The sequence below is a fragment of the Nodularia chucula CCY0103 genome (assembly GCF_963923915.1).
Classification (GTDB): Bacteria; Cyanobacteriota; Cyanobacteriia; order Cyanobacteriales; family Nostocaceae; genus Nodularia; species Nodularia chucula.
The window spans coordinates 1-26,570 of record NZ_CAWUOL010000040.1; the positions used below are offsets into that span (position 1 = coordinate 1).

The 26,570-nt window shown below is 42.2% G+C and carries 29 protein-coding genes; 14 read left to right on the top strand and 15 right to left on the bottom strand.

All coding sequences use genetic code 11. From position 1 onward, the window contains the following. Window positions 1-353 precede the first annotated feature (353 nt). A complete protein-coding gene (locus tag ACM0OP_RS12740) occupies window positions 354-497 on the bottom strand; it encodes a hypothetical protein (RefSeq protein WP_414528782.1) in 144 nt (47 codons plus the stop codon). Window positions 498-1,291: 794 nt separating this feature from the next. Here ACM0OP_RS12740 and ACM0OP_RS12745 point away from each other — a divergent pair. After that, window positions 1,292-1,516 (top strand): HAD family hydrolase, encoded by a 225-nt coding sequence (locus tag ACM0OP_RS12745; RefSeq protein WP_414528783.1) that lies wholly within the window; start codon window positions 1,292-1,294, stop codon window positions 1,514-1,516. A gap of 260 nt (window positions 1,517-1,776) precedes the next feature. Here the strand turns inward: ACM0OP_RS12745 and ACM0OP_RS12750 are convergent, their stop codons facing one another. Then, complete coding sequence (locus ACM0OP_RS12750) at window positions 1,777-1,941, bottom strand: hypothetical protein (protein ID WP_414528784.1); 165 nt, start codon at window positions 1,939-1,941, stop codon at window positions 1,777-1,779. Between the two features lie 1,914 nt (window positions 1,942-3,855). Here ACM0OP_RS12750 and ACM0OP_RS12755 point away from each other — a divergent pair. The 6 genes from ACM0OP_RS12755 (at window position 3,856) to ACM0OP_RS12780 (ending at window position 7,403) form a co-directional block, all read left to right on the top strand. After that, window positions 3,856-4,110, top strand: a complete 255-nt coding sequence (locus ACM0OP_RS12755) for a hypothetical protein (RefSeq protein ID WP_414528785.1) — start codon at window positions 3,856-3,858, stop codon at window positions 4,108-4,110. Between the two features lie 350 nt (window positions 4,111-4,460). Further along, window positions 4,461-4,787, top strand: coding sequence for a DUF4160 domain-containing protein (locus ACM0OP_RS12760; protein WP_414528786.1), 327 nt, complete (start codon window positions 4,461-4,463; stop codon window positions 4,785-4,787). Beyond that, window positions 4,693-5,124 carry a DUF2442 domain-containing protein gene (locus tag ACM0OP_RS12765; RefSeq protein ID WP_414528787.1) on the top strand — a complete coding sequence of 144 codons (432 nt, stop codon included), beginning with the start codon at window positions 4,693-4,695 and terminating at the stop codon, window positions 5,122-5,124. The genes ACM0OP_RS12760 and ACM0OP_RS12765 overlap by 95 nt, the downstream gene beginning before the upstream one ends. A gap of 240 nt (window positions 5,125-5,364) precedes the next feature. Further along, window positions 5,365-5,961 carry a type IV toxin-antitoxin system AbiEi family antitoxin domain-containing protein gene (locus ACM0OP_RS12770; RefSeq protein ID WP_414528788.1) on the top strand — a complete coding sequence of 199 codons (597 nt, stop codon included), beginning with the start codon at window positions 5,365-5,367 and terminating at the stop codon, window positions 5,959-5,961. After that, window positions 5,961-6,893: a nucleotidyl transferase AbiEii/AbiGii toxin family protein gene (locus ACM0OP_RS12775; RefSeq protein ID WP_414528789.1), complete on the top strand. Its 933-nt coding sequence runs from the start codon at window positions 5,961-5,963 to the stop codon at window positions 6,891-6,893. Before ACM0OP_RS12770 ends, ACM0OP_RS12775 begins: the two co-directional genes overlap by 1 nt. A 276-nt stretch (window positions 6,894-7,169) precedes the next feature. Continuing rightward, entirely contained in the window at window positions 7,170-7,403 is a 234-nt protein-coding gene (locus ACM0OP_RS12780) for an EF-hand domain-containing protein (protein ID WP_414528790.1), read from the top strand. A 152-nt stretch (window positions 7,404-7,555) separates the two neighbouring features. Here ACM0OP_RS12780 and ACM0OP_RS12785 read toward each other — a convergent pair whose 3' ends face one another. Both ACM0OP_RS12785 and ACM0OP_RS12790 read right to left on the bottom strand, forming a co-directional pair. Then, window positions 7,556-8,446 (bottom strand): hypothetical protein, encoded by an 891-nt coding sequence (locus ACM0OP_RS12785; RefSeq protein ID WP_414528791.1) that lies wholly within the window; start codon window positions 8,444-8,446, stop codon window positions 7,556-7,558. Between the two features lie 85 nt (window positions 8,447-8,531). Then, a complete protein-coding gene (locus ACM0OP_RS12790; RefSeq protein WP_414528792.1) occupies window positions 8,532-9,563 on the bottom strand; it encodes a protelomerase family protein in 1,032 nt (343 codons plus the stop codon). A 219-nt stretch (window positions 9,564-9,782) separates the two neighbouring features. Here ACM0OP_RS12790 and ACM0OP_RS12795 point away from each other — a divergent pair, with 219 nt between their 5' ends. Beyond that, a complete protein-coding gene (locus ACM0OP_RS12795; protein WP_414528793.1) occupies window positions 9,783-9,950 on the top strand; it encodes a hypothetical protein in 168 nt (55 codons plus the stop codon). Between the two features lie 250 nt (window positions 9,951-10,200). Here ACM0OP_RS12795 and ACM0OP_RS12800 read toward each other — a convergent pair whose 3' ends face one another. Then, window positions 10,201-10,698 (bottom strand): hypothetical protein, encoded by a 498-nt coding sequence (locus ACM0OP_RS12800; protein WP_414528794.1) that lies wholly within the window; start codon window positions 10,696-10,698, stop codon window positions 10,201-10,203. A gap of 1,135 nt (window positions 10,699-11,833) precedes the next feature. Here ACM0OP_RS12800 and mobV point away from each other — a divergent pair. Beyond that, entirely contained in the window at window positions 11,834-12,595 is a 762-nt protein-coding gene (mobV, locus tag ACM0OP_RS12805) for a MobV family relaxase (RefSeq protein WP_414528795.1), read from the top strand. Between the two features lie 32 nt (window positions 12,596-12,627). Continuing rightward, window positions 12,628-13,575, top strand: a complete 948-nt coding sequence (locus tag ACM0OP_RS12810; protein WP_414528796.1) for a DUF3991 domain-containing protein — start codon at window positions 12,628-12,630, stop codon at window positions 13,573-13,575. Between the two features lie 75 nt (window positions 13,576-13,650). Here the strand turns inward: ACM0OP_RS12810 and ACM0OP_RS12815 are convergent, their stop codons facing one another. The 10 genes from ACM0OP_RS12815 to ACM0OP_RS12860 all read right to left on the bottom strand — a co-directional run bounded on the left by ACM0OP_RS12815 (window position 13,651) and on the right by ACM0OP_RS12860 (window position 19,165). Continuing rightward, a complete protein-coding gene (locus ACM0OP_RS12815; protein WP_414528797.1) occupies window positions 13,651-13,845 on the bottom strand; it encodes a hypothetical protein in 195 nt (64 codons plus the stop codon). After that, window positions 13,835-14,338, bottom strand: coding sequence for a GIY-YIG nuclease family protein (locus tag ACM0OP_RS12820; RefSeq protein ID WP_414528798.1), 504 nt, complete (start codon window positions 14,336-14,338; stop codon window positions 13,835-13,837). The genes ACM0OP_RS12815 and ACM0OP_RS12820 overlap by 11 nt, the downstream gene beginning before the upstream one ends. Before the next feature lie 3 nt (window positions 14,339-14,341). Beyond that, window positions 14,342-16,417, bottom strand: coding sequence for an IS1/IS1595 family N-terminal zinc-binding domain-containing protein (locus ACM0OP_RS12825; RefSeq protein ID WP_414528799.1), 2,076 nt, complete (start codon window positions 16,415-16,417; stop codon window positions 14,342-14,344). A gap of 1 nt (window position 16,418) precedes the next feature. Next, window positions 16,419-17,078, bottom strand: coding sequence for a hypothetical protein (locus ACM0OP_RS12830; protein ID WP_414528800.1), 660 nt, complete (start codon window positions 17,076-17,078; stop codon window positions 16,419-16,421). Further along, complete coding sequence (locus ACM0OP_RS12835) at window positions 17,071-17,265, bottom strand: hypothetical protein (RefSeq protein WP_414528801.1); 195 nt, start codon at window positions 17,263-17,265, stop codon at window positions 17,071-17,073. The genes ACM0OP_RS12830 and ACM0OP_RS12835 overlap by 8 nt, the downstream gene beginning before the upstream one ends. 69 nt (window positions 17,266-17,334) lie before the next feature. After that, window positions 17,335-17,532, bottom strand: a complete 198-nt coding sequence (locus ACM0OP_RS12840; protein ID WP_414528802.1) for a hypothetical protein — start codon at window positions 17,530-17,532, stop codon at window positions 17,335-17,337. Then, window positions 17,525-17,680 (bottom strand): hypothetical protein, encoded by a 156-nt coding sequence (locus ACM0OP_RS12845; RefSeq protein ID WP_414528803.1) that lies wholly within the window; start codon window positions 17,678-17,680, stop codon window positions 17,525-17,527. Before ACM0OP_RS12845 ends, ACM0OP_RS12840 begins: the two co-directional genes overlap by 8 nt. Before the next feature lies 1 nt (window position 17,681). Continuing rightward, entirely contained in the window at window positions 17,682-17,960 is a 279-nt protein-coding gene (locus ACM0OP_RS12850; protein ID WP_414528804.1) for a hypothetical protein, read from the bottom strand. A gap of 166 nt (window positions 17,961-18,126) precedes the next feature. Next, a complete protein-coding gene (locus ACM0OP_RS12855) occupies window positions 18,127-18,798 on the bottom strand; it encodes a hypothetical protein (RefSeq protein ID WP_414528805.1) in 672 nt (223 codons plus the stop codon). Window positions 18,799-18,802: 4 nt separating this feature from the next. Further along, entirely contained in the window at window positions 18,803-19,165 is a 363-nt protein-coding gene (locus ACM0OP_RS12860) for a hypothetical protein (protein WP_414528806.1), read from the bottom strand. 410 nt (window positions 19,166-19,575) lie between these two features. Here ACM0OP_RS12860 and ACM0OP_RS12865 point away from each other — a divergent pair, with 410 nt between their 5' ends. The 4 genes from ACM0OP_RS12865 to ACM0OP_RS12880 all read left to right on the top strand — a co-directional run bounded on the left by ACM0OP_RS12865 (window position 19,576) and on the right by ACM0OP_RS12880 (window position 26,548). After that, window positions 19,576-19,920: a hypothetical protein gene (locus ACM0OP_RS12865; protein WP_414528807.1), complete on the top strand. Its 345-nt coding sequence runs from the start codon at window positions 19,576-19,578 to the stop codon at window positions 19,918-19,920. Window positions 19,921-20,243: 323 nt separating this feature from the next. Beyond that, window positions 20,244-20,597 (top strand): hypothetical protein, encoded by a 354-nt coding sequence (locus ACM0OP_RS12870; protein WP_414528808.1) that lies wholly within the window; start codon window positions 20,244-20,246, stop codon window positions 20,595-20,597. Further along, window positions 20,594-24,697, top strand: a complete 4,104-nt coding sequence (locus tag ACM0OP_RS12875; RefSeq protein ID WP_414528809.1) for a plasmid replication protein, CyRepA1 family — start codon at window positions 20,594-20,596, stop codon at window positions 24,695-24,697. Before ACM0OP_RS12870 ends, ACM0OP_RS12875 begins: the two co-directional genes overlap by 4 nt. Window positions 24,698-25,021: 324 nt before the next feature. Continuing rightward, entirely contained in the window at window positions 25,022-26,548 is a 1,527-nt protein-coding gene (locus ACM0OP_RS12880; RefSeq protein WP_414528810.1) for a type I restriction-modification system subunit M, read from the top strand. The last annotated feature ends 22 nt before the right edge of the window (window positions 26,549-26,570 follow it).

Below are 26,570 nucleotides of genomic sequence, written 5' to 3' on the forward strand. Positions count from 1 at the left end.
CCCCAGTCCCCAGTCCCCAGTCCCCAGTCCCCAGTCCCCAGTCCCCAGTCCCCACATACTGAGGAATTGACCCGCAAATCCTCCCCACTCCCCCACTACCATCTCAGTACAGTTCACCCCAAAAATCTAGTCACACACACCCGTTTTTTGCCCAAAATAGCCTGTGTGTGACTTGGCTTGGTTTGACCCTCAAAAATCGCTGTAAGAATTGTGCCGTAAGGCTTTAGGTCTAGTCACACACAAACCCATTTCCTTATAATAATTAAGCTTGTGTGTGACTAGATTTTTCATATCCTTCTGGCTTTAATTTCTTAAGGTCGAGGAAGGTAGCTAAATGTGCTAATTGCTACAAGTTAATATTTTGGGAGGGGTGGCAATGGACAATGACCTATGACTAACGCCGCCGCCGCATAATCGCCAGCATTCCCCAAAATAACCCCACGGGATGAGAATAGCCATTCCCATAAAAATAACCCCATTGCTGAGGCTTTTGGCACTGATGCAACTTATTACATGAGTTGTGGCGATTGGGGGCGGTTGGGTGCGATGCCTTCGGCGAGCGGAGCGATCGCGCGTCTGGTTAATTCCTCAATTACCGCATCCCTGCACAATTCCCATCGGCTTGTATAGGCATAGAAACATCTGAACACTCACACAGATATTTTTGGAAACTTCCCCACTCCCCATTGCAGGACTAAACCCCTATACTTTCAGTAATGCTTTATTTATACATGGTTTTGTATGTTTGCGTATATTTATAGGCGGGACAATGGATTTATTTTATATAACAATTAAAAATCGATTGACCCTGTTTTTTGGCTTTCTGTACAAGGGTTTGCGCGATTTACTTGGAAAAAAAACTTTTTTGTCAAAAACTAGAATTATATGATTTATCATTCAGTTGTTTTTTAAACAAACTAGCTACTGCGTAACCAGTGACTAACCGCCGTCGCACAATCCCCATTCCCCAGGACTAAACCCCACATTTTCAGCAATGCTTTATTTATACATGGTTTTGTATATTTGCGTATATTTATAGGCGGGACAATGGATTTATTTTATCTAACAATTAAAAATCGATTGACCCTGTTTTTTGGCTTTCTGGTTAAGGGTTTGGGCGATTCGCTTGGAAAAAAATTTTTTTGTCAAAAACAAGAATTATATGATTTATCATTCAGTTGTTTTTGTAACTAATTTGCTACTGCAAAGCATTGGGGACTAAGAACCAATGACCAATGACCGCACAATCCCCAGCATTCCCCACAATTGCCCCACGGGATAGAATACACCTTTGCATAAAAATAACCGCATTGCTGGGGCTTTTGATTGGATTGGGGTTGGTGCGATGGGCAAAGCCCCGCCGGAGGCGATAGCGCGGAGCGCACCTGGAGTCGGCAATCACGCGGAGCGCTGTGCCGTGGGTGGCGATTCGCTAGAAAATAATATTTATAAACAGTACAAAATCAGCGCAGAAACTCTGGCTGTTTTTACTGGTTTGTTGACAGCAAAAAACTAGCGCTTTTAGCACTGTGTTCCTTTTTGTTTCCCTGACTGGTTGTTCCTTGGGTCAGGGATTGTTAACGATGCACTGCCCTGTTCTCAACCGCCTTGATGGTTATTCGACCGTTCGAGGTTTTGCTTTCCCCTTTACCGTGGGCAATTACACGGTCAGTCTTTGGCTCACTGTACGCATTGAGGGCGCAACTACACCGGGTTTCTGTCACCACGACTGTCATTACGACGGACTCCATTATAACCTAAACCCGCACAATGCCACTATTGCCCTGCAAGATGCCCCAACATTTCCCACAAGCTACCCCACGTAAAAAATAACCCCATTGCTGGGGCTTCTCTGTTGGGTTGAGTTGGGGATGGGTGGCTATCGCTAACTAACACCATTTGCAGGGAGTTAGCGATCGCCTTCGGCGGGGCTTTGCCCATCGCACTACTCAAAGGATCGCTCTTGGGGATTACTCTACATCTTCCCCACTGGGAACCAATGCGGTTAAATCTATCACCTCAGTTAGCTTTGTCCCTGGCTTGCGATTGTCATAGGGGTTTAACTCATGCTTGGCGTTGTGATCATCTAGTCGTTGCTGGCATCCCTTGAGAATTTCCTTAACGGTCGCTGGCTTGCTACCTGTAAGACTTTGTATAGCAGTTTGGTAATTCCTCAGCCTTGCCTCTTTGCTCGGCTTGTGCTTTGTTCTAAATTGGATTTTGAGTTTGACAATTCTCTTCCCAGGGTGATTACTGTCCCCAAGCCACCTAATATTTATTTTTGTAAGTCAGCATTGGCAGTTTCAAGAAGTCTGGCTGTATGGGCTTCACTAGCCCTAACATTGCCAAAATCTTTCAGCTTCACCACGCGCCAAATTGCTAAACCTGCCATCAGTTCATAGTTGTAGATTTAGCCCGGATTTCATGCCCTAAAGCGTAAATATGGATTGTCTCAGGGCGAGTGCGGCCGGGGGCAAAATATCCCCCCTAAATTTTAGAACTGTACTTACTATAGTTCTAGAAAATTTTAGCTCAGACTGAGGCGGTCGTGGGGTAGCGCTTCCCCTGCCCCTGATTGACAAAAACTATCCCTTAAAAGCATATCAAATTGGCTGAATTATTGTTCATTTAGCGGCTCTCAAGAATAACTAATTTATCAATTTTTGCCCTGATTTCATCTTGTCAATAATTTTGAGCTAATGACAATAAATCAGGTGTTCTGGGGTCAATTTTCATCTGAAAATACTATCAAAAATACTAGGGCGACCCTTTGCTGCTCACTGGCTCATTTAACGTAATTATAGGGGTTTTAGGTTATTTCAGTATCAATAAGTTTGGTTTAATGACAATAATTAGAGGTTTTCGGATTCACTCAACTTTCTTCAAGGACTGATACCACTCTTTTGCAACTATTTGTATTATCAACAACTACAAAATATTTTTTCAACCGTTTTTTGAATTACTTTTGCAACATCAATGTATTACATAATTCTCAATAATTTTGAACTTAATGACAGTGGTATTTTGAAAAATAATGGCTAGAAAGCGGTTGGTGTAAGAATTGTAGAGCTTTTTGTCTGAAAGATGAAACTCCTCAATAGGTGCTGCACGACAGTCATATCACACCTTTTGAAGAGTTTCTTTTGAATCATTAAACTAACTCAAACTCACATAAATTACGAATTGAAGTCCTCAATAGGTGTTATGTCACACCTATATATAGGTGCTATATACCACCCTCCCAGGACTTGTTGTGTACTATACATTTTCTGTACATAAATATAAACTTAAGTCTATGTATTTAGTGGAGATTTGACCACAACAAATTTTAGATGTAGTTAGAAAAAATTTTTCCCAGTTTTGGGAATAGCAATTTATGCATTCTGTCACAAGGGGTGCGCGGTGAACAATTGCGTGTGCCAATTCTTTGGGCGCTGCATCAATTAGAAGCTCAAATTAATCTCATTCGCCGCATTTGTGGCATTGATCCTAACTACTGATTTGATAATGAGGCGAGGCGCTCACCAAAGGTGCTGCGCGCGATCGCTAGAGGTTAGCGTAGCTATCGCACAATTTACAAAATTCCCAATTGGCAGGGAGCAACCATTCAAGGGGCAACTAAAAAATTTTCCCTCGACTTGATTTTGAATCATCTTCTCTAATTTCTATTTTGAAGGGTGGAAGAGAATTGTCAGGCTAATTAAAGCAAATCCTCGTTTCTATGCCACCCGCACCAGTTTGACCAATACCCGCACCAGGAAGCGCACCAGTGGTAAGCCTGAAACAACGGTATATCAAGCTTTGACGCATTACCCGCACCAAGCGCACCAGTTTTGAGGGGTTCTACTCACTTTTGTGAATATTGAAATTTATTTTTTTTTATTTTTTTTCTTCACCATTGTTTTTCTTTTCTTAAAAAAAGTGGTGCGGGTGGTGCGGGTGGTGCGGCTAAGAAGGCTGGAATGTAGTCATAGTCAGGGCTGTAGCACTAGAGCGTTTTTTGAAGTGGTGCGGGTAGTGGTGCGGGGTAGTACAAAACTGGTGCGGGTACGTCATAAAAAATACCCCACAAATGATTGTGGGGTGTCTGTATGGGTGGCGATTCGCTAGAAAATAATATTTTTAAACAGCACAAAACAGCGCTGAAACTTTGGCTGTTTTTTACTGGTTTGTTCTCAGCAAAAAACTAGCGCTTTTTAGCACTGCTTTTTTCTTGTTTCCCTGACTGGTCTTTCCTGGGGTCGGGGATTTTTCACCATGCACTGCCGTGTTCTCAACCGCCTTGATGGTTATTCGACCGTTCGAGGTTTTGCTTTCCCCTTTACCGTGGGCAATTACACGGTCAGTCTTTGGCTCACTGTACGCATTGAGTGTGCAACTACAATCTCAACTATTCTATCCCATATTGTTACTATTGCTTTATGGTAAAAACCCAAGCGTTAGGTTATAAGTAAATAATCATGGCAACAATTGTCAAAGAAGAGGGTTTTGAAATTCGCATTTACCCAAACGATTATGAGCCATCTCATGTTCATGTTTTTAAAGCCGGTGGTGAGGCGCGAATTAAAATAGGAAGTCAAGATGAAGACCCTGACTGGATATCTGTCACTAATATGAGCGATAAGGACGCAATAAAAGCTCTCAAATTAGTTGCAAAACATCAAGACCAACTCAATCAAAAATGGCAAGAGTATGATCAGCAAAGAAATTCAAGTCAACCAAGAATTATTGAACAAATTGGCAAAAGCCCGAAGCCACGCCGAAAGAAGCGAACCAAGGGCAATTAAGGCTTTTTATGAGCCAAACAATCAAATGGTTCATATTATTTTTAGTAATGATGCTATATTTATTTTTCCTGCTCATTTAGGGCAGGGATTAGCTGAGGCTTTAGATGAAGATTTAGCGCAAGTAGAGTTAACACCTTCTGGGGAAGGATTACACTGGGAAACTTTAGACGTGGATCTGAGTATTCCCGGTTTAATGAGTGGATTGTATGGGACTAAAGCCTGGATGCAATGGTTAGCTAAAAAAGGAGGTAGTTCTACTTCCACTGCTAAAGTTAGTGCATCTCGTCGCAATGGTCAAAAAGGTGGCCGTCCACGCACAAAAACTACTACTCCCTAGTCAACTTTTCCGCCGCGCCATCGCTCCTGGGGCTTATACCACATCCAAGCCATCGTGAACTAATGCGGCTAAGTCGATGACCTAGCCCCGTCTTCCCTACACCCTATTCGTGACTTCCTCTTCTTAGTTTTAACGATGCGTTACAGAAAAATTTGTGATAAATTGTGGGTAATTGTTAACTACTGCTAACACTTCATCACATTTGCGACCAAGGCTGTATTGCCGTCAAGCGTATAGATTATGTCAAAAACACAACAGGTGCTAGATTATGCCCGTGAAAAAGGCATAATTAGAGCTAAAGATATAGAAGCACAAGGTATTCACAGACAATATCTCAAACGCCTGGAACAGCAAGGACTACTGATACGTTCAGCCCGTGGTATTTACACTTTTGCAGAAGCTGAAATTACAGAAGGTCATACCTTGGCTGAAACTGCTAAACGAGTTCCTAGTGGAGTAATTTGTCTTCTATCAGCACTTAGTTTTTATGGGCTAACTACTCAAGTACCTTTTGAAGTATGGCTTGCTATACCTCACAAGCACCGTCCCCCAAAAGACAATCTTCTACCTCTAAGAATTGTTTATATGTCTGGTAAATCCCTCTGTGAAGGTGTTGAAGAACATCTAATAGAAGGTGTGAATGTACGAGTATATTCTTTGGCAAAAACAGTTGTGGATTGTTTTAAATTTCGCAATAAAATTGGTCTAGATGTGGCGCTTGAAGCACTACGAGAATGTTGGAGAGAAAGAAGATGCTCAATGGATGAACTATGGCACTACGCTAAAATTTGTCGAGTACATAATGTCATACGTCCATATCTAAATTCACTAAAATAATGTCAAAAAAGTCTATTAATATAGCAGCTTCTATCCGAGATAAATTGTTAAATTTATCTAGAAAAAGAGGGGAACAATATAATTACTTGCTAACCCTGTATGTCGGTGAAAGACTGCTATATAGGCTTAGTCAATCTCCAAATCAACAACAATACATTTTGAAAGGAGCTACACTTTTTAAGGTGTGGAATGGTGAACCACATAGAGCCACAAAAGATTTAGATTTCTTAAGTTTTGGCAATAATGAAGTCAAACATATAGAAAAAGTTTTTCAAGAAATTTGCTTAATCGAGTGTGAAGAAGATGGAATTATTTTTTTACCAGAATCTATCAAAGCTCAAGTAATAAAAGAAGACCAGCAGTATGAAGGAGTAAGAGTTAACATTACAGGAAAACTAGGTACTAATCTGTGTAAGATTCAAGTTGATATTGGATTTGGTGATGTTGTTACACCCGATGCTCAAGAAGAACTAATTGATACCATTCTAGATGTTCCTAAGCCACAATTGAAAACCTATCCTCGTGAAACAGTAATAGCTGAAAAATTTCAAGCAATGGTTGATTTGGGTATAAAAAATAGCCGACTTAAAGATTTTTATGATATTTGGTTTCTTTGTAAAGATTTTGAATTTCAAGGGGATTTACTTAGCCAAGCTATAAAAAATACTTTTACACGACGCAAAACAGAAATACCAATAAAAGTACCTTTAGCTTTAACCCCAGAATTTACTAATGATCCAGAGAAACGAAAACTATGGATAGCCTTTTTTAAAAAAGTTAAAATAGGAGAACCGCAACTTACTTTTGATGAAGTTGTCACTGTTATTAAAACTTTTATAATGCCACCTTGTATGGCATCTGCTCAAAATAAAAGCTTTGAAAAAGTTTGGAATGTAGCAGGGTATTGGAAGGATATAAATAACAACCTATGAAAATATATTTAAACTAATTATCTTGACTTCCCTTGAAAATTTCTTTAACCGTTGCCGGCTTCTGCTTGGTCGATGCTGTCACTTGCTGTAGAAGTCGGTAAAGTGATCTTTGGCTCGGCCGTGCCGATTGATTTTCATTGTCTCCACTGTAGACCCTGTATCACAGCCTACACCTGATCTAAGCCCCTGCAATACCCGTTTCTACGTCTAAGGATATGTTTAATTTTGAGAAATTAATGAGATATTAAATTGAAAAATTCATTCAAATAGAAACTTATGGCAACCGAGCAAGAGCTTCATTCTCTTTTTAATTCCTTAGATCGGGATCAAGACGGCAAAGTGTCCCTGAATGAGTTTTTTTTAAGTCCTGGCTTAACTGCAATCATTTCATCAGAAACAAATACCAATAGCCCCCAGGAGTTACTAGCACAGTATGATTTAGACAAAGACGGTAGTATTACCTTTGAAGAGTTAAAGGAAGCAGTTGAGAAAGCAAGTAATTTAACCTAGTACACTACGGCGGAAATAAACCTACCATTTAAAACAGCCACTGACACCAATTTCAGCACCCAATAACTTAAGCCTGACACCAAACTCCAAAACCGCTCCCAACTTTTTACTCTGTGGGACGCGGTTTGATTTGGGGAGACTAATAAGAGGGTTTATTCCACATCTACCCCACTGGGAACCAACACGGCTAAGTCAATAACCTCAGTTAGCTTTGACCCTGGCTTGCGGTTGTCATAGGGGTTCAGGTCATGCTTGGCATTGTGGTCATCTAATCTTTGCTGGCATCCCTTGAGAATTTCTTTAACTGTGGCTGGCTTGCTCCCTGTAAGGCTTTGTATAGCAGTTTGGTTAATATGCCATTTTTGGCTTTTCTCAGTGCAGTTATTATTATGATTTTCCAGGGCATAGATAGCACGGCGTGTCAATTCTTCCGCACGGTTGGGGTGAGTCTTATAAACCCTGTTGCTTAACAAGTCTTGAGTTGAAACTGTGGTCAAGTCGTCGTTAGACATTTTCGCCTTGCCTACGACAATAGCCGAGTAAGTCTGGCAGGATTTTCTAACAAACTCGGCTAATGATATTCCAGTGTGCGCGATCGCGGACTCTACCATTTTCTGAGTATCAGCGTCTAACTCTAGTTGTGCAATGTTCATGATTTTTGCTGTGGCAACGGGTGCGGGTGCGATTGTCTCAACTTGCTGCTGTTCTTTCCACTGTTGCCGAGCATCGTCGCCAACTGCGTCATATTCATCAGTGGTTAAGGTGAAAAACTGAAAAAATAAATGCTCGTACCTGGGAACATTGCCTTTACCCGAATTGGTGAAATATTGCCCTTTATGCTCTTGTTTTTTAGTTGCTGGGAACACAGCCCTGAAAGCCTTACGAACATCAGCCATTGGCTTTTTCCGGCTGTTGATGTTATCCGGGTAAGCTTCTCTAATGCTTTCTACAGTGCTTTGGGCTAATTCCTTGATAGTCGCCTCATCCGTCACGCCTTGAAGCAATTTGGCTAATTCTTCCCCTGCTGACTGCCATCTACTCATATAATTTACTCATCAAGTATGTTTGTTATCCCTATACTAAACACTTTGCAGTCACTTTGTTAAGATATCTAGTATAGGGATTTAATTAAATATGGGTAAGTGACTTTGGTTTAATTTCATACCGCTTATAACTGTCAATTGTCTTTTCGTCATTGTCGATTAAAACTGTCTTGGCATAATCGAGAAAATCAAAACTATCCCTACCAGCATTTACCACGCAAGCCCTAAAGTAAGCTGCTCTAAATTTGTGATAAGTGCGTTCATCTTCTGGAAAAATATCAAACTGTTTACAGTGTTGATTTAGTGTTTTAGAGAACCGTCTGTTTACCCGTTCGGGGTCTTCATTGCTATCAAATCGCTTGCCTTTACCACCTAGCCACTGCAAGCCATAGCAGACTAAATCAGCATTAACCAAAGTGGGGATATCAAAAGCCACATCTCTGATAAACACAGCTTTATCAGCTATTTTTAGTTTTCTATCCTTACCTTTGAGATGCCCTTTAAACCTGACAGTATAATCATCGACACGCTCAAAACTAGCTGATAAATGTACTTCTGCCATTCTCCTACCAGTTACCAGCGCGATGGAACATGAGACATCAAGCCAGTTGGCATCATTGCCATTTTTAATATCTGTAAGTGTATTGTGAGCAAATTTCAGTGAGTTTGTTAAATCAATTTCTATCCGGTTTTCTGGCTCTCTCCTAGTATCAACACGCTGGCGATAATCAGTATTTTGCTTTTCCTTGTAGCTGGCGAACTGGTAGGAAAGGGCATTACCAAAATGAGTGATGATTGTGCAAACAGGGTGATATAGTGCGGAGTCCTTAAGGTCAGTTTTAGCAGCAGTTTTTAAACTTTTCTTTAGTGCGGTAATTTGTCTCAATGCACTGCTATAAGTTTTTAATTCTTCTGGTTTATCATCCGGGTAAACCATTTTTAAATTCTTGGCTTCTATTGCGGCCAGCTTTTCCCACCCTGCTAAGTCGCCTGTACCTTTCTTGCGTTGATTCAGCTTGTATGGTGCTAGTGCCTCGAATTGTGGCAGTAAATAAGCCACTCTCTCATCTACATAAGTATTGGCTAATTCTTCGTATGCCTTAAGCTGTCTACTCATTGGCGTATTCCTTGTTTTTTGTAGCTTACTCAATATTAGAGTAAACAAGGACTATACACAATAGCTTATCTATAGATAGATTAGGAGGTAGACACAATCTATCATCAGTTATCCCTATACAAAACACCTTTACATCTATAAATAAAACACCTACTATATAGAAGTAAGCGAAAGAGAGACGCGCTAACGACTCCCTTTCATCAAAAATAACTTTTTACTATGACTACTCTAACAGCTTCTACCCCAGCTACAACCACCAAGACACGCAACGATTACGCAGACGGACACTTTGATGCAGCTACCCACGCAAGCCCTAAACAAACCAGTGGGGAATACTACAAGGGCTACTTGGATTACACCAGAGAAACAGGCAAAGCCCCATTTTAGAATGGTTGGGTAAATTGCAATAATTTTTTTGAGATCCAGGCTAGGCATAATCCCTAGTCTGTTTTTTATTGCCGATATTCCCATAAACTTTTAGGAGAATTGTCTGAATCGTCAGGCAGTTTTTCTTGATTTATTACCCTAAACCCATCATTCGATTCGCGTCTCTTAATTCTTCAGGCTTTGGCATCCTCATTAATGCCGCCTCTACATCCCAGTCGTCATCATCCTCATCCTCATTTTATGTATATATTTAAACGCCAAATATCTTGTTAATTTGTTCCATTTCTTCGGTATTTTCCATCTTCATCAATCCCCAATCATCATCATCATCCTCCTCCTCCGTCTCATCTGCTTGAGCATTTGATTGACTATTGTTATTTGAATGATTTTCAGAAATCTCTCCCCAGATAGATGCTTTATCGATTGGCGTTGCTGTCGATATCTGATGATTAGCTATTGGTGTGACATAAACAGAGTCAATATCAATCCCACAAATTCGCCGGATAATGTTGATTTGTGCTTCTAATTTAGAGATCGCCACAATGCCAATCTGCCTCATTTTCTCCCCACGCACACCCTCATTAAACATTGCCAAAGGCAACCAATGTGCTTTGAGAGTAGAGATAACTAACTCAGTCAAACTCTCATCCTGATTAAAAGGATCTGACTGCAAGTAGCTAATTACCCGTCCATCTACACTATCCTCTGAGCGTTTTATGGAAATTCTTTGGAGTTTTGCATCTGTCATATTCTTGTATTTGAAAATTTTGATAACAGGAATGCAGATGCGATAATTTTCGCATCACTACCATTCAAAGAATAACAAAGGAATTATTGCCGAGCAACCAGAATCAATTTTCTTGTTAACCGTTTCTGAATTTAGCAGCTAATTTTGATAACACCCTGTTCAATTTATTTGAACTCTAAATTTATTCAGCCAAGATAGTTTCTCGTTTACTGACAAATAAATTGGCAAATAAACTACACAATCTACATAGAGCTACTTGAGTTTATCTGTAGCAATTTTGTGTAAGTTAATACTATGTCTCTGGCACACCTTAAACTATCAAAAAAAGGGCTTTTAGATACCATTCGGGCGTAGTTGAGCAACAAAAAAAAGTAGTTCAACCAAAATCTCATGGTTTCATGACATTCTCTTGGGTGTAGACAGTCACCAAAATCGACATATTTTGAGACTTTTATGCCTTGTCTACGCCTCCTATTTTTAGTCAAAAACCGCTCAAAAGCATATATAGACAAAGTTACAGCCGTTTTTACTAGAAGATTTTGACTCAAAAACTATAATACATTTATGTTGCAAATGTAATTCAAAAAACTGTTCAAAAATTATTCTGTAGTCCTTTATACTACTTTTAGTTACAAAAGAGTTGTGTCAGCCTTTGAAAAAAGTTGAGTGAATCTGAAAACCCCTAATTATTGTCAATAATTTAGCATTATTGACAATAAAATAGCCCAAAACCCTTGTGATTACGTTATTTTAGCCAATCCTCATGCAATAGTCACAGAGGTGTTTTTGATAGTAACTTGAGATAAAGATTGACCCCGAAACACCATTTTTATGGTGATTTACTGCTAATAATAAACCAGGACATCACCTGATGACTTAAATAACCCTAAAACCCAGCAAATTAACCGTTAAATAGCCTTTTCGTTATACTTATAAGGGATGGGTTTCTCTCGAATGCTGACACAGGCAGGACTACCGCCATCCCATGAGTGTCAGGTGCAATTTAATAGAACTGTACTCATTACAGTTCTAGAATCTACGGGTGAGATTTCCGTCCCGTTCATGCTCGCTAAGAGACAACCCACAATTACCCTTTGGGGCATGACAACTGGAGTAAATATACAACTGAGAACAGATGGCAGGTTTAGCAATTTTACGCGTGGTAAAGCTGAAATCTTTTGGCAATGTCGGGGGTAGTGAAGCCCATACTGCCAGACTTCAAGAAACTGCTAATGCTGACCCACAAAAAACAAATATCAGGTTGATTGGGGACATTGACCATCCCTTGGAGGAAATTGTCAAACTCAAAATTAAGTCTTGCACAAAACACAAGCCCCGCAAAGATGCCGTGTTGTGTAGCGAGATGTTTTTGAGTGCCAGCCCAGAATATTTTCGCCCACACAATCCATCACTAGCGGGAGAATGGAATCAGCAACGATTAAGGAATTTTGCTAACACCTCTAAGAACTGGCTTATTGAAAATTACGGGGATAAATGCGTAAGAGCAGAATTACACCTGGATGAAGCCACTCCCCACATTCACGCTTACATAGTGCCGATTGACGAAAAAGTCCATCTTCTCAGTCATTACAAAATGTTTGGCGGTTCACCTAAAGAGTGCAGAATCAAGTTATCTAAATTGCAGGATAGTTATGCTCAAGCTCTTGCACCATTGGGTATTGAACGAGGGGTCAAAGGCAGTAAAGCCACCCATACCAAAGTTAAGGAATATTACCAAGCCGTAAATAGTCAACCTTTGACTTTGGAACTTGAACGATTAGAACCCATATTGGGCGAAACAGCACAACGATTCTATACTCGGATCAAAGCTGACCCAGTGAAAAACTCCGGCAACAGCAGGACACCAGAATCAAACAACTTGAAGAAGAAAACTTAGTTTTACGGCAGCAGACAGAGCAACTGCGGGATTTGCCCCTGGAGGATGTAGCGTGGCAGTTGGGCTTAGACCGTGATCATAATCAGTCGGTGAAATGGAGAGGACAGGGTCACATCATGAATATAGATGGTTCCAAATTCTATGACTTTCACCCCAGTGAAGAAAGGGGTGGCGGTGGTGCTATTGACTTGGTTATACACGTTAACGAATGTAATGATCAGCAAGCTATTGAATGGCTGCATGATAGATTTGGTGAAAAAGGGGTAGAGAGAGCAGTTATTGCCCAAACTCGAAAAAGAGCGGCTGAAATTGCACAGTTTGAACCCAGACCGAAGTTTGTACCCCCACCAGCTGATGAGCGCCAATGGCATAAAGTCGAAAACTATCTTACCGAAAAGCGAGAATTACTACCCAGTTTTATCCAAGCCGTTCATGATCAGGGTTTAATTTACGCTGACGAGCAACAAAACGCCGTGTTCTTAATGCGGAATTTGGATGCTGAAACCACTGGTGCATTTTTAAATGTGACAGAAGGGGAAGATAACAGCTTTGAGGGATATGTGACAGGAAGTAAACGAACTGAAGGGTGGTTCCATTTAAAACTCGGTGGAGAACCAAACGGCGAAATTGAAAAAGTAGTATTGTGTAAATCCCCCATTGAAGCGCTGTCATTTGCAACTCTGGAAATGGAAGTTCAGCGAGGAATACCCAAAACCAGGACAATGTACATGGCAGTCGATAGCCCCAAAAGTCTGCCAGTGGAGTTTCTGCAAACTGTTCCCCATGTAGAAGTGGCTTATGACAATGATGATCCTGGCAATGAAACTGCACGAATGATCATGGAACAGTTACATCATGCCATGCGAGTTAAACCCAAAGGCAAAGATTGGAATGATACCCTGTGTGCATGGAGAAAGTACCAAGAGCAACAGAGGCATGACCAGCAGCACCAGCAGCCGGGACAGGAACTGGAATTTTGAAGAATAGGCAAGCAGGGTTTGTATCGGCGATCGCAAATAGGGTGTGGTGTATGTACTCACTACAGTTCTATAATTTTATGGCTTATGCATCTGGTATTTTTCCCAATCCTCAGCCGAATCATGTTCGCTGTTGCCCCTTCGCTCATACTCGCAGTAATAACATTCTGGACAAATCCGTGGCCAGATATTTTTCCCTAAATCCCACGTCAGATAAAACATCTGACAATTATCACAGCAGCGATAATCTGGGTCATAATTTTCATCTGACATTGTTCACCTCCGGCTCGACCATTGCTGGCTGATTCATGATCATGCTTCCAATTGTCCCCACTCCTACCAATGCCACCAAGCAAGCTGCAATTAATCCGGCGGTTGAAATTCTGTCCGCATCGACACGGACAGAATAACGAGAAAATGCCCAGTGAACTAGCGCTAAATCAACAGGGTTCAAGTCAAACCACTCACGACTTTTTACTAAATCCTTCACCTGAGAATTTTTGAATTGCTGGTGTAACTGCCCTTCGACTTCTGCCATATCCTCTACATAAATTGTGGTCAGAATTTTAATATTGCACGGCGGCTGATTGCTCAGAAAATTCTGTAACCGTAGCTGTGGATTGCGAGATAAACCAATTTTACAGCGCCGCAAATAACAGCCGGGTAAAATGCCGTGGTAGCCCTCAGCTTCCATCAAATAAATATATCCGGGTTCGTGGTCGCTTTTGGCTTGGTAGTTGCCACTGGTAAAGTATTTATTTTCCATTGCCTACACCAAAAAATTCTTATTGCAGTCTCGGCACTGTAAGCGCTGTTTACCTTGTGCCTTGCCATTTTTCTTGTGACTTGCACTTCCGCAATGTGGGCAGGTAACTTGACCCTCTACCGTTTGACCCCTACGCAGTAACTCAATATTGTTTAACTGGCCCTGGTAGGACTCCAAATCAATATCAACTGAATCGAAGTATGGCAACTGGTAAAAGACGGGTGAACGGTCTTGGCACACCATAGCGATTCTAAATTCTCTGGCTGTATCGGCTATGCTTTCGTTCTGTTCCTCCAGTTCTAGTTCTAGCTGTTCAAGGTTAGCGATCGCTCTTTCAACTGCTGACTTACTGTAGAAGCGATCGCCATACTGGGTTAAGAATGTCCGAATTGACGACGGGTCAATGAAAATGTTAACCAGCATTTTCATGTCATCAATGCCCAAAGACTTGGTACTGCTGACCATTGCACTTTGCCCCAAGACAATCACACCTAAATTGGTATGTCCGCCGTCTTTAAGTGCGGCTTTGAATGCTTTCGCACCGTCGGGGGAGTCCTTAACAGCATTGTCAAATTCATCACAAATCCAGATGTAACCGGAGTTATCTTTGTACTCAGAATTAACAGGTAATTTTCTAGCCTCATATTCATCTGTCAAGCCCTTGAAACCTTTGCTGGCATCATCCCACTGCAAACAAAAATCTAACTCAGAACTGTTTTTAACCGAGATGCCAGCCAACGGATTACAGAAAGCTAACTCCAGATAATCAAGTTTCTTACCCGTTGGCATATTCCCAGATAAAAAACCACGCTTTAGCAGGTGAGACATGATCACCAAAGTAGTAGGAGTTTTACCCGCACCTGGGGAACCAACTATGCGAAAACGCACGGGCTGAGACATCACATAATTTATAAAGTCATTTTGGCTACGGTACAAACTCCCTTTATTGGCTTTGGAGGTTGGGCGATCGCGCCGAAACTTCACCACCAAAACATCAGCATAAGTAAGTTTCCGCACATTCTCAATGCTGTAAATGCCAAGATTTTGAGCTATTTGTTTACCGTTCTGGTTAATTAAATTAACAAGGGCATCTGGGTTAATTGCCTTTGAGTAGGAATAGCCAGCCGTCACAATTCCGTTATCCTCTTCTGCACCTGTAACCTTTAATGGGATTTGTTTTTGGGAATATAGCCACAGTGCGATCGCATTACTAATTCTCCCGCTCTCATTAAACCCAAAGTCTTTATACTCCGGTTCCAACAAGTCACCCTGTAAAGCTTGCTGTAGCTGACCTATGCGCTCGTTTAACAATTCGATTTGTTCAAGATAATTTGAGCGCTCGGCTTCTACTGCATTCCCAATCTGGTCTAGATTTTGGTTGTAGGAGTTAGCTAATCCCTTGATAATCTCTTTCTTGCTGGCATGACCGTGGGCTACTTTCTCACTCCAACTTTGAAGCCGGCGAAACAGTTCCATAGACTGTGAGGTTATCGCGTCGTGTTCGTTGTAGATTTTCTCCAGTTCTGTTTGCTTGGCAAGTTTCAATCTGTGGTTAACTTCGGTTTCTAACTTGACATTAAAATTTTCTTCCCAGGCATCAGCAACGGCTTCTAAATTTTCTATGGTTTCACTCAGCTTCGTGATGGTGACAATTTTTTGATTATTTTCTTCATGCCAGTAGGCAAGTTGCGATAGCTGCGCTCGCCATAGGCATCGCAATTTCTCACACTCTCCAGCACAAGCCAGTTTACCCATGCCGAGTGAGTTAACCGTATTTCTGGCGAATGCTAACTCACTTTTAAGGTTTTCCAGTTCGCCGTTAACTTTACCTAATCTTGACTTACAGTCATCAAAATCACGAATAACCTTGTGCAGTGTTTGACCTGCTTTGCGGTTAGTTTCTAAAGCTGCGTTAACTTTGCCTTGTGCTTTGGAATCAGTAACCAAATAACTGATAAATGCCGTGGGAACGGCTGCGGCTGCTGCTAGAGCAACATTAGATTTTAATCCCGCACTGGATAATAAAAAGCCAGCGCAAAGACTGGCAACACTTAAACTGATTGATGTGGATAGTTTCACTCTATTTAGCCTCTAGATAGCTTCCTAATTGGTCTTTAAAGTTCTGTAAGTTGCCTTGTGCTTCAACAGTTTTTAACCGCAATTCCTCTGATTTAATCTCGGCTTGCTTCAACTTTTCGCCTAAGTCTTGTTTGGTTAAAACTGCGACGTTACCGTTAACAATTGTGACGTTTTGATTAACATCTAAATTGATGCCCTTCTGTGAGGTCGTCTCTTTCTGGCTGAGATAATCAATCACATTACCGCGCACCTTCTCGGCTTCTGTAGCCGCTTGAACACCCGCGCCGAATGCTTTTGAATGTTTACCGATGGCTGTAAATTTCTCACGGGTAAGGTCAAGAGATGCACCCGTTAACTTAATGGCTCGTGTCGCACCCTCGTAAATCTTCATCCCTTTATCAAACTGGCTTTGAGTAGCTTGGGGGATACTTTCGGGAGGATTTAAAGGGTCATCAATTTTGTACAGTTCTGGGTTGAATTTGGGCATCATGCCGGGAACTGTTTCGGGCGTAATCGTTAGCAGTCCGGGTAATTTAGCATCCTGTAAATTTGTAGTGGTAGAGTTAGCCAGTGGGGTAGTAGTTGTTGCCTTTGAACCGTTGGCGATTTTCTCTGCTACTTCTTTAGATGCGGCTTTTTGGGCGTTAGTCAGTTTAGCCATTATTTAAGAATCTCCTAGCATTCTTTAGGGACTGGTATTGTATTTCTAATTGGCGGAAAGCTTTGTCAATTTGGTTAAACTCAGCCTCTAGCAGTTCGTCAAGGTCATACTTCTCTAAAGTCTTGTCTAACTGCTGTGAGTCGGTTTTGAGGTCGGATATTTGGCTGAGGATTTCATCTGGTTGCATGGTAAAATCCAGGGAATAAATTTAGATGCAAACCTGGGGCAATTCCTGTAACCGGAATTGCCTTGATTTTTAGCGTTCATGTACGTGTTCTAGTGGGTCTGGCGCTAGTTCCCAAGCCAGATACTCAATTGCTGATAGCCCATCTGAAATGGTCAAATCTGGGGAATATTCGACCTCAAAAAACAGTGGGGAATTTTGAACCTTGGACAGTGCTAGATGTGCGGCTCTGGTTAATTCGAGTAATTCTCTCTTTTGCTGATTAGTCATTGATTGCATCCAGGATTAGGTAGAGGGAGTCAATAGCACGAGTAACGGTTAAGCTGTTTTGGCGGGATTTGAGGGCTTTGAGTGCCGATATAGCTAACTCAATTTGCTGCTGTTGGGTAGGGGTAGGGGCGATGATTGCGGTTGCCATATCAAAATAGGGATAGTTGTTTGCTTTGGTTGGAAACTTGCGCTAGTTCATCGGTAATTAATGCTTTAGTGGCATCCCAGAACATTTCCGGCTCACCTACAAACTCGGCATTGATGGTCAGTACGCCGGAATAATGAAGGACGGCTATCAAGTTGTATTCAGTGCTTAAGCCGATATCCCAACCATCGGCTATGGGTTCGCTGTAATTGATATCGTGGGGTTCAAGTCCCGCACCATAGCGAAAACCAATGTCCTGTAGGCGTTGGCTAAGATTACGCATAATTGGCGAACTCTCCCCCTAAGACGGTGTTGATAGCGAAAGCAATGCAGTTATTGAATTGGTCAAAAAGTTTAAACATAACCACGTCCTGAAAATAGATTGAAGGTTTTTTCTAGGGTGAAATTAAGGGCATCGAGAGGTAAGAATAAGAGATTACGCTTGACCCTTACCGAGTGAGGGACTTCCCCAACTGGTTTATCAAATCGTCAATTTCAGAAGTCAGGCTGATATCGTCGCTGTTAACCTCTGGCTTATCTTGTGCAAGTGCGGCCACATCTCGGATGGAAGACATAATTTCATGCTTGCGATCGCAATGTCTTTCCTGGATTTGTTGGGCAAGTTCAGCATCACGGGCTTGGAGGTTGTTGATGATGACGGCGTTCTTGACTCGGCTTAATCCGTCTATGGCTTCTATTTCCTCAGTGGCCTGACGTGCCAGCATTTCAACCAATGAGACTTGGTTAGCTTGTGCGGCTTGTGCGGGTTGGGTTAAGGTTTTTTGCTGTGGCTGTTCTGCCAATTGCCCTATAGGGTCATTTGTGGCTCCCTCTGTGGCTGTCTGTGATTCTTGCTGTGTAGAGGTTTCAGCGTTAGGGGCATTTTCTAGGGAGTTGGCTGTGGTTGTAGCTCCTTCTGTGAGTTGTGGTTGGTTTAAAATTTTGGCGACGGCTTCTAAATCTAAGCTGGGTATGGATTTGACAGTATCAAAGTCATCAGGGCGTATGTGGGAAAGAGCTAATCTTAAGGCTTGTTCTGTGGTTGAAAGTTGGCTAACAGCGTCTTTGATAGATATTGTGGTTGGCTCGGTTGTAGCTGTGGTTTTGCGAGGTCTGGCCATTGGTTTATGCTCCTAACTTGGTTAACTGTTGCTGTGACTTTTTGAAGCTGTAGAGGCTGAAATGGTTGGGATTCTTGGCTATTCCCTGCTTTACTCGCTCGGATGTAACTATTTGGCTCATAAGTCTGCCAACTCTACATAAAACCCAGCATTGGTAAGGGCTTAAGGGGCATTCTCGGTCATACTCCCCAGTGGATTTTTTGGGGTAGCTATCTCTAAAAGCTTGAATCCTCCAAAATGCGATATTTTCCCAAAGGTTGATAGTGGAACGGCTAACGCCTAATAACTCGGCTAAATAAGTCTTTGTGCTGGGGAAGTCTAGAAACAAATCATGTTTTGTTTTGTTCGGCTGTCTTCGTTGCCTCATAAGGTTTCCAGGTGAATGAATCACGAATAGGCGGAAATTGTTCAGCCATTGGGCGGTTTATGCTGCACTGCGGCGGTTTGATTCTGCCAAGTCCTTACCACGCTGGGATTTACAGGATTATTTGGGGTGAACCATGCGGGAACTGTGCAGGGTTGCCGTCTGATTGCTGTTGATGATATCGTACACGAATACTAAACTTCGTGTCAACATGAATAAAAGTTTTCTCAACTTCGCGCGTAAAATAGGAGGATAATGTTACAGATAAATTTATCCGTGGTTACTAAAAGGGGAAATCCTAATTTTCAACAAATCAGTGGGCATATACCCACTCAGCAAGCAAAAGATTTTAAAATCGCTTGCACTATAAGGAGCATTAGCCATAGTGAAGCTTTAGAGCAAGCTATAGCAATGTGGCTCAAAAATCAGGAGAAATCAGCATGACAGACACCCCAGGGGATTACAACGGCGGGACACCAAGCCGACTTGACCGCATAGAGGCGACTTTAGACCGCGTAGCAATTCAGCAATCTGCCAATACCCAGGCGATCGCCAACCTAACGCAAGAGATGAGAGAGCTAACGAGTAACACTGACCGCGTATTAGCTCGTAGCGCAATTTTGGACGATGTACTTCTTGAATTGCGGGATAGTCACGAACAGCATCAGCGCAATTTTGAGGAGCATCAGCGCACTACAAACGCAGCACTGCAAAGCCTTGAGGCGATTTTGCTGCAATTAATTAGGCGGAATAATTGAAAGCGATCGCTCAGTCCCAAAAATCTCAGAAGTTCAAGTTGAACTTTCAAGGCAATTTTATAGCAGTGAGAGCGATCGCTCTCAAAAAGGCTCATTTCAGGATAGAATAAGCCGCTTCAGGGCAGTTGAATGCTGCGACCACCTCATTCCCAAAAAAAAAGCGCTTCTACCGGGGCTTTTATTTCAACAGGCATCTAAGATACCCAAGCCATCAGGCAAAAACGCGTGCAAAAAGCACAATTAAAAAATACTAATTTAAGGTTATCTTTTTTTCTGGCGAAATAAAAGCTTTGGGGTTCGCTACAACACCTCGGAGCATCTGCATGAAAACCAAAAATGCAGGTTGGGCAATATCCCCCCCCCCTGCACTTGAATGTCATCTTTATTGTGCAAGCATTTTAGCATTATCCCCCTACCAAATTCAATTTTGTGGTACAGAAAATATTTTTTCCGCCAAGTCTATTTTTAAAAGTGGGAATGACATAAGCGATGTCATTTTACTTAAAAACATGGGAACAAAGCTTCCGCCACCACAACCAACAAAATTAAATGCTCCCTGCCCAACTTGCGGGTCAAGCCGTGGCATGACCTATTTCTTGGACGAGAATTATCAGGGCTTTGTGTGGTGCGGTCATTGCGATGTGGCTTTGTATCCGGCTGAGGAGGTAGCGGTATGAGTAAGCTAATCCCAACCACTAAAGCTAATCCTTGTCCATCTTGCGGCGATACTCAAGGAAGATGCCGTCATCATGCCGATGGCGAGATTATTTTGTGCATGACCGCCAATAGCCAGAGAAAGGGCGATATAGTAGAAAACGGCTATAAAGTCATTGGCTTTGAGAAAGGTGGCTTGTGGGCAATCCTCAAGTTAGACAATTCTCAGGAATGGTCAGAGGAAAGACGGCGGGAATGGGAGGATAGGAAACAAGCCGCTAAATTAGCAGCCATTAAGGTAGATGCGGACAAGAAAGAAAAATGTCTCGATATTCCAACCCGTCACGGTCTTTACTCAAAAATTCTTAATTCTTTACAATTAGACATCCCCACCATTGGAGGACTAAAAGCCCGTGGGTTTACTCCAGAGGAGATTGCCGATTGTGGGTTTAAGCCAGTTGAAAAATACCATAGACTAGGATTTTCTATTGATTCCAGGTTGCCAGGAATTGGTGCGGATAGGAGGTCATTGATTACAAGCGGGGATGGCTATCTCTGCCCACTGCGGGACTACGACGGCAATATCACAGCGATGCAGCTGCGGCTAAATCATGCAGCTGATGGCGGTCGCTATAGATGGGTAAGCAGTCCGGCTCAAACATTAGCAGTTCAGATTGGCGATCGCTTAGAAAATCCTTTGGCAGTATTTAAGCCAGAGAAGCCAGAAGGAATTGCGATCGCAGAAGGAACTGGTGTAAAACCTTATTTAACATCTAGGCGATTAAATCAAATTGTTATTGGTGCAGCTGGCGGACAGTTCGCTGGTAGTCCTAAGCTGCTAGAGGAATATTTGAGCCGTGCTAGTCAGGATGTAGACAGCAAAGATGTCATTATCTACCCTGATGCTGGCGATGTTCAAAACAAAGCGGTTAGCAAGCGATGGCAGGAAGTAGCCATCTTAATTTCTGGCTTTGGGTATAATATCAAATTTGCTTGGTGGGGTCAAACTACTAAAGAACACAATGATATCGATGAACTGAATGATTATAGCCAGTTGCAATTTATCAGCATTGATGAATTTAAAAAATTAATTCATCCTTCACTTCCAGTACAAAAGCAAAAACCCGTAACCGAAGCGGGACAAGCCCCCCCGCAGTGGCATGACCAAGCCCCGTTGGGGCGGGGTGTAGGGTGTGGAGTGTGGGGTGTAGGGGGAAAAATAGCCCCAACAACCAGTGGGTCACAAGCCTCGTCTTCTCAAGACGATTGTATTGGTGGGGGTTCCAAGCCTCGACCAATACCGTCTTCCCTACACCCTACCCCCTACCCCCAACACCCTATTCGTGACCAAGTTGTAGCAGTTCAGAAAAAACTGCATACTCTCACCTACACGCCCGATTATGTTTGCGACCCATCATCCAAATATTTGCCAGAAGAACTTTCAGATATAATCCCTCGCCAAGGGATTGTATTATTGAATGCTCCTAAAGGTAGTGGGAAGTCAGTAAGTATTAAGCGGATCAAGGATAAATTCTGCGGCGGCTATTGGGAGGAAATTGTTAAGCCCCCATCTCAGTTATCATTGGTCAATGTTGAGCCGGAAATCGAGAAAATTTACCACGAAAAAACAGGGGTGAAATTCATCTCAATCACTGCAAGAATAGCGCTAGGCAGGGCGCAAGCTATCGAATGGGACATTACCTGGATTGAAGATGGCGACCTGACTAAATCCGAACAATACGACTATGAAGGTGAATTACTCCAAACTGCCACGTTTTTAGAAACTGCGGAGGGCATTAATTTATGTTGGGATAGTCTATCAAAATTGTTTGACAGGGATTGGTCGAACTCAATTGTTGTCATCGATGAAATTGAATTAGGCTTGTCACACGTTGCCACATCCTCAACTTGTAAGGATAGACGATCCAAAATTTTATCAACACTGGAAACCAAGCTTAAAGAATGTCTTGATGGCAATGGCTTAGTTATTGGTGCTGATGCCGATTTAACTGATATTTCTTACGATTATTTATCTGCAATTTGTCCAGGGCATAAGCCGTTTATCATCAAAAAAGATTATATTAGACCCGATGCTGATAAGTGGGATATTACCTTTTATTCTGGCAAAAGAGATGAGATAATTTCTCAAATTGAAGAGTGGGTAAGCGATAAAGATTGTGAACCCATTGCAGTTGCTACAGATAACCAAGCAGAAACCGAAGCATTAGCAAACCATCTGATTAAAAAATACCCACACTTAGCAGCAAATCATAATGGGTTAATTCGGATTGATTCTAAAGTAACTCAATCTGATTTTGGCAAAAGCTTTGTTAAACGGGCGAATCAAAAAATCCAAGAACATCAACCCAAAATATTAATTTATACACCATCACTAGGGGTTGGCTGTTCGCTGGATATTCCATACTTCAAATATGTTTATGGGATGTTTTTTGGCAACCTTGAGCCGTCGCAATGTCGCCAAATGTTAGCACGGGTAAGGCAACCAGTACCCAGAATTATTTGGTGTGCAGAACGGGGTAAAGTTTCCAATGGCGATGATTTTAATTCATTCATGCCAGAAGCTATTAAGAAGCAAATATTTAATTATAATGACTTAACCACGCAAGTAATTGATATTGCTCTGTACCTTGCCAAACAGCAAGCTGAGGGCGATAGCGACGCGGAAATATTACCCAAGCTAATTGAAAATTTACAATCAATGATGGGGTCAACTGGTAGCTGGGATAATCCCCATATAGACCTATTTTGCAAATTAAAAGCCCGTCGTAACTTTGCATTAAGTCAACTATCATTGCAGTTGCGCCAAGAGCTAATTGATGAGGGGCATATCATCAATGATTATGCCATTGAAGGCAAAACCAATGCTGGGGACTGTGTGAGGGAGGAGAAGACAGAGATTAAGCTTAATAAAGCCTTGATGACCTCTAAATCTGATGATATTCCTCTGGAATTAGCTAAAGAAATCAACCGCAAGCCCAACCCCACAGATGAGGAACAACACCAAGTTAGTAAAGCATTTTTAAAGGATGAATTGCCAGAGGTTGATTTAAATCCCGACTTCATTTATAAGGCAATTTACAAGGATAATCGAAGATGGTTAAATAGCGTTAAGTTATTTTGGATGACTCAGAATGTTGATGCAACTAAGGAAGCTGATAGAAAGCATTGGAAGTACAAATTAAAACAGTTCTGTGATGGTGTGGCATACTTGCCAGATATCCGGACTTATAGCGCCAAGGTACAAGCAATTAATAGCATTAATTTGTTTGAAGCTATCCCACTAGATGACTTTGAAACTGAATATTATAATGATTCTGAGGTTTTGAAAGAGTGGTTCAAAAAATCAGTTCTACCTCACAGGAAGTTACTCAAAAATGCTTTTAATATATCCGTAAATAAAGATACCCAAGTTATTAAATTCATCAATCAAATGCTCAGTAAAGTAGGAATAAAGCTAAAGCAAGCTAGGAAATCCGATGGCATCAAGTATTATTCTCTGGATGCGGAACTGGCGACCGATGCCGATAGAGCGGAAGTATTGCGATCGCTAGACCTAAAACGCGAGATGCAATTAGCCGCAGTAGTTGAACCCACACCAGAATTACTTGCCCAACCCATACCCGCACCCATGCCAGCGCCATTCATCGCTGATCCTGATTTGATTGCTCCATTGGTGGCGGAGCAAATGCTGAAATTATCAACCAGAGAGGAATTTAAGGAGTTGGCAGAAACTATCACGCCAGAGCAAAAAGCGGCTGCGTGGAAGCTGATTCCTATTGAGCAAAGGCGACAAATTCAAGCATTATTCAGGGAGGATATTCAGAAACCCGAAACTGGCACAGTTTCATCTCTGGAGTTAGAGCTACCGCCAACTGACCCCACTACCCTACTCCATCGTGTGGAAATGCTTCGCTCTGGTATTAAGCAGGGCATAGACGCGATTAAAAATATCCTCAAACCTTGGAATGAGATTTGGCGGTGGGAGACGGTGCTGGAATGGGAGGCGATCGCTCTAGATGAATTGCTGAAAGTCGAGGATACAGTACCGGGATTTTACCAGTTGTTATCCGAAGCGGTGTTGCCAATGGAGGCCAATGGCTAGTTCAAAGGGGGTAGGGGCTGTTGTGAGCAAATCAGCCTGATGATTATTCTGAGTACAGCCGAATTAGCGCGATTGCCTCCGGCGGGGCAAAGCCCATCGCTGCGCTCTCTTCGAGACGTTCCGCGAACACCGTAGGCATCGCACAAAAGCAAGGGTTAGTTGAAGTTGGCGATCGCCTCCGGCGGGGCAAAGCCCATCGCTGCGCCGGCCATTGGCATCGCTGGACAGAAAATTATCTCCACAAAGCAGAAATGTCATGTTTTTCATGAAACAATGTAACTGAATTACAAACTCAGTAGCCTTGTTAGGTAATTTACCTTGTTAATGGACAAAGATACAATTCCCCTACTGCCTGTCAGTCAAGATGATATCAACAGCATCCTCTGGAACGCCTGCGATACCTTCAGAGGCACTATTGATGCCAGTGAGTATAAAAACTATCTGCTGGTGATGTTGTTTGTCAAATACGTCAGTGACGTATGGACTGAACACTATGAGGAGTTGAAAAAGCAATACGGGGACGACAAAGAGCGTATCCTGCGACGGTTGGAACGAGAACGCTTTGTATTACCGACAGGGTGCAGGTTTGATGATTTGTATCGCCAACGGAACGAAACAAACTTAGGCGATATTATTAATAAGGCTCTGGAGAAGATTGAAGAATCAAATAAAGCTAAACTGTCGGGGGTGTTTAGAAATATTGACTTCAACAGTGAGTCTAACTTAGGGCAAACGCGCGATCGCAATGTGCGGCTGAAGATGTTGCTCGAAGATTTCGCCAATTCTAAACTTGATTTGCGTCCCTCACGCATAGGCAATCTGGATGTCATTGGCAACGCTTATGAGTACCTCATTGCTAAATTTGCGGCGGGTGCGGGGAAGAAAGCGGGAGAGTTTTACACCCCGGCGGAAGTTTCCGAGTTGATAGCAGAGTTGATAGCTCCAAAACCGGGGGAACGGATTTGTGACCCCACTTGTGGATCTGGTTCGCTGTTGATTAAGTGCGCTAATTATGTGAAGCGACAAGGCAGTAACGATTATAGCTTGTATGGACAGGAAAATACGGGCGGGACTTGGGCATTAGCCAAGATGAATATGTTTCTGCATGGGGTGGATAGTGCGCGGATTGAATGGGGTGATACTATCCGTGAGCCGAAACTGCTGGAAGATGATAAATTAATGCGTTTCGAGGTGGTGGTGGCGAATCCGCCGTTTAGTTTGGATAAATGGGGTGCGGATGATGTCGCCAGTGACCGATTTAAACGGTTTGAGAGGGGGATTCCGCCCAAAGGGAAGGGGGATTTTGCCTTTATCAGTCACATGATTGAGACGACGACGCTCATGAATGGACGGGTAGCGGTGGTTGTTCCTCACGGGGTGCTGTTTCGGGGTAGCAGTGAGGGTAAAATCCGTAAGCAACTGATTGAGGAGAATTTGCTTGATGCGGTGATTGGATTGCCGAGTAATTTATTTTTTGGTACTGGTATTCCGGCGGCGATTCTAATTTTAAAGCGCAATAAAATAGATAATAATGTGATTTTTATTGATGCCAGTCGTGACTATGGAGATGTCAAAACTCAGAACAATTTACGCCCGAAAGATATTAAAAACATTGTTGATGCTTACAAAAAGCGGGAATTTGTAGATAAATATGCTTATCTTGCTAGTTTTGATGAAATTAAAGAGAATGATTACAATCTAAATATTCCCAGGTATGTAGATACTTTTGAGGAAGAAGAAGAGATTAATATTCAGGAAGTGCAATCTGAGATTGATTTGCTAGAGGATGAGTTGGCAGGAATTAAAGTTAAGATGAGTGGGTATTTGCAGGAGTTGGGGTTTGAAATTTAGGATTTTAGATAGGGAGAAGAAT

Excerpts from the sequence above, each read along its gene's own strand:
- ACM0OP_RS12820 (WP_414528798.1), bottom strand. The coding sequence starts at position 14,338 with ATGGAAAATAAATACTTTACCAGTGGCAACTACCAAGCCAAAAGCGAC.
- ACM0OP_RS12780 (WP_414528790.1), top strand. The coding sequence starts at position 7,170 with ATGGCAACCGAGCAAGAGCTTCATTCTCTTTTTAATTCCTTAGATCGG.
- ACM0OP_RS12850 (WP_414528804.1), bottom strand. The coding sequence starts at position 17,960 with ATGCGTAATCTTAGCCAACGCCTACAGGACATTGGTTTTCGCTATGGT.
- ACM0OP_RS12845 (WP_414528803.1), bottom strand. The coding sequence starts at position 17,680 with ATGGCAACCGCAATCATCGCCCCTACCCCTACCCAACAGCAGCAAATT.
- ACM0OP_RS12830 (WP_414528800.1), bottom strand. The coding sequence starts at position 17,078 with ATGGCTAAACTGACTAACGCCCAAAAAGCCGCATCTAAAGAAGTAGCA.
- ACM0OP_RS12775 (WP_414528789.1), top strand. The coding sequence starts at position 5,961 with ATGTCAAAAAAGTCTATTAATATAGCAGCTTCTATCCGAGATAAATTG.
- ACM0OP_RS12880 (WP_414528810.1), top strand. The coding sequence starts at position 25,022 with ATGGACAAAGATACAATTCCCCTACTGCCTGTCAGTCAAGATGATATC.
- ACM0OP_RS12800 (WP_414528794.1), bottom strand. The coding sequence starts at position 10,698 with ATGACAGATGCAAAACTCCAAAGAATTTCCATAAAACGCTCAGAGGAT.
- ACM0OP_RS12860 (WP_414528806.1), bottom strand. The coding sequence starts at position 19,165 with ATGAGGCAACGAAGACAGCCGAACAAAACAAAACATGATTTGTTTCTA.
- ACM0OP_RS12840 (WP_414528802.1), bottom strand. The coding sequence starts at position 17,532 with ATGACTAATCAGCAAAAGAGAGAATTACTCGAATTAACCAGAGCCGCA.
- ACM0OP_RS12795 (WP_414528793.1), top strand. The coding sequence starts at position 9,783 with ATGACTACTCTAACAGCTTCTACCCCAGCTACAACCACCAAGACACGC.
- ACM0OP_RS12815 (WP_414528797.1), bottom strand. The coding sequence starts at position 13,845 with ATGTCAGATGAAAATTATGACCCAGATTATCGCTGCTGTGATAATTGT.
- ACM0OP_RS12790 (WP_414528792.1), bottom strand. The coding sequence starts at position 9,563 with ATGAGTAGACAGCTTAAGGCATACGAAGAATTAGCCAATACTTATGTA.
- ACM0OP_RS12835 (WP_414528801.1), bottom strand. The coding sequence starts at position 17,265 with ATGCAACCAGATGAAATCCTCAGCCAAATATCCGACCTCAAAACCGAC.
- ACM0OP_RS12765 (WP_414528787.1), top strand. The coding sequence starts at position 4,693 with ATGATCAGCAAAGAAATTCAAGTCAACCAAGAATTATTGAACAAATTG.
- ACM0OP_RS12750 (WP_414528784.1), bottom strand. The coding sequence starts at position 1,941 with ATGGGCAAAGCCCCGCCGAAGGCGATCGCTAACTCCCTGCAAATGGTG.
- ACM0OP_RS12875 (WP_414528809.1), top strand. The coding sequence starts at position 20,594 with ATGAGTAAGCTAATCCCAACCACTAAAGCTAATCCTTGTCCATCTTGC.
- ACM0OP_RS12770 (WP_414528788.1), top strand. The coding sequence starts at position 5,365 with ATGTCAAAAACACAACAGGTGCTAGATTATGCCCGTGAAAAAGGCATA.
- ACM0OP_RS12870 (WP_414528808.1), top strand. The coding sequence starts at position 20,244 with ATGAAAACCAAAAATGCAGGTTGGGCAATATCCCCCCCCCCTGCACTT.
- ACM0OP_RS12855 (WP_414528805.1), bottom strand. The coding sequence starts at position 18,798 with ATGGCCAGACCTCGCAAAACCACAGCTACAACCGAGCCAACCACAATA.
- ACM0OP_RS12785 (WP_414528791.1), bottom strand. The coding sequence starts at position 8,446 with ATGAGTAGATGGCAGTCAGCAGGGGAAGAATTAGCCAAATTGCTTCAA.
- ACM0OP_RS12760 (WP_414528786.1), top strand. The coding sequence starts at position 4,461 with ATGGCAACAATTGTCAAAGAAGAGGGTTTTGAAATTCGCATTTACCCA.
- mobV (WP_414528795.1), top strand. The coding sequence starts at position 11,834 with ATGGCAGGTTTAGCAATTTTACGCGTGGTAAAGCTGAAATCTTTTGGC.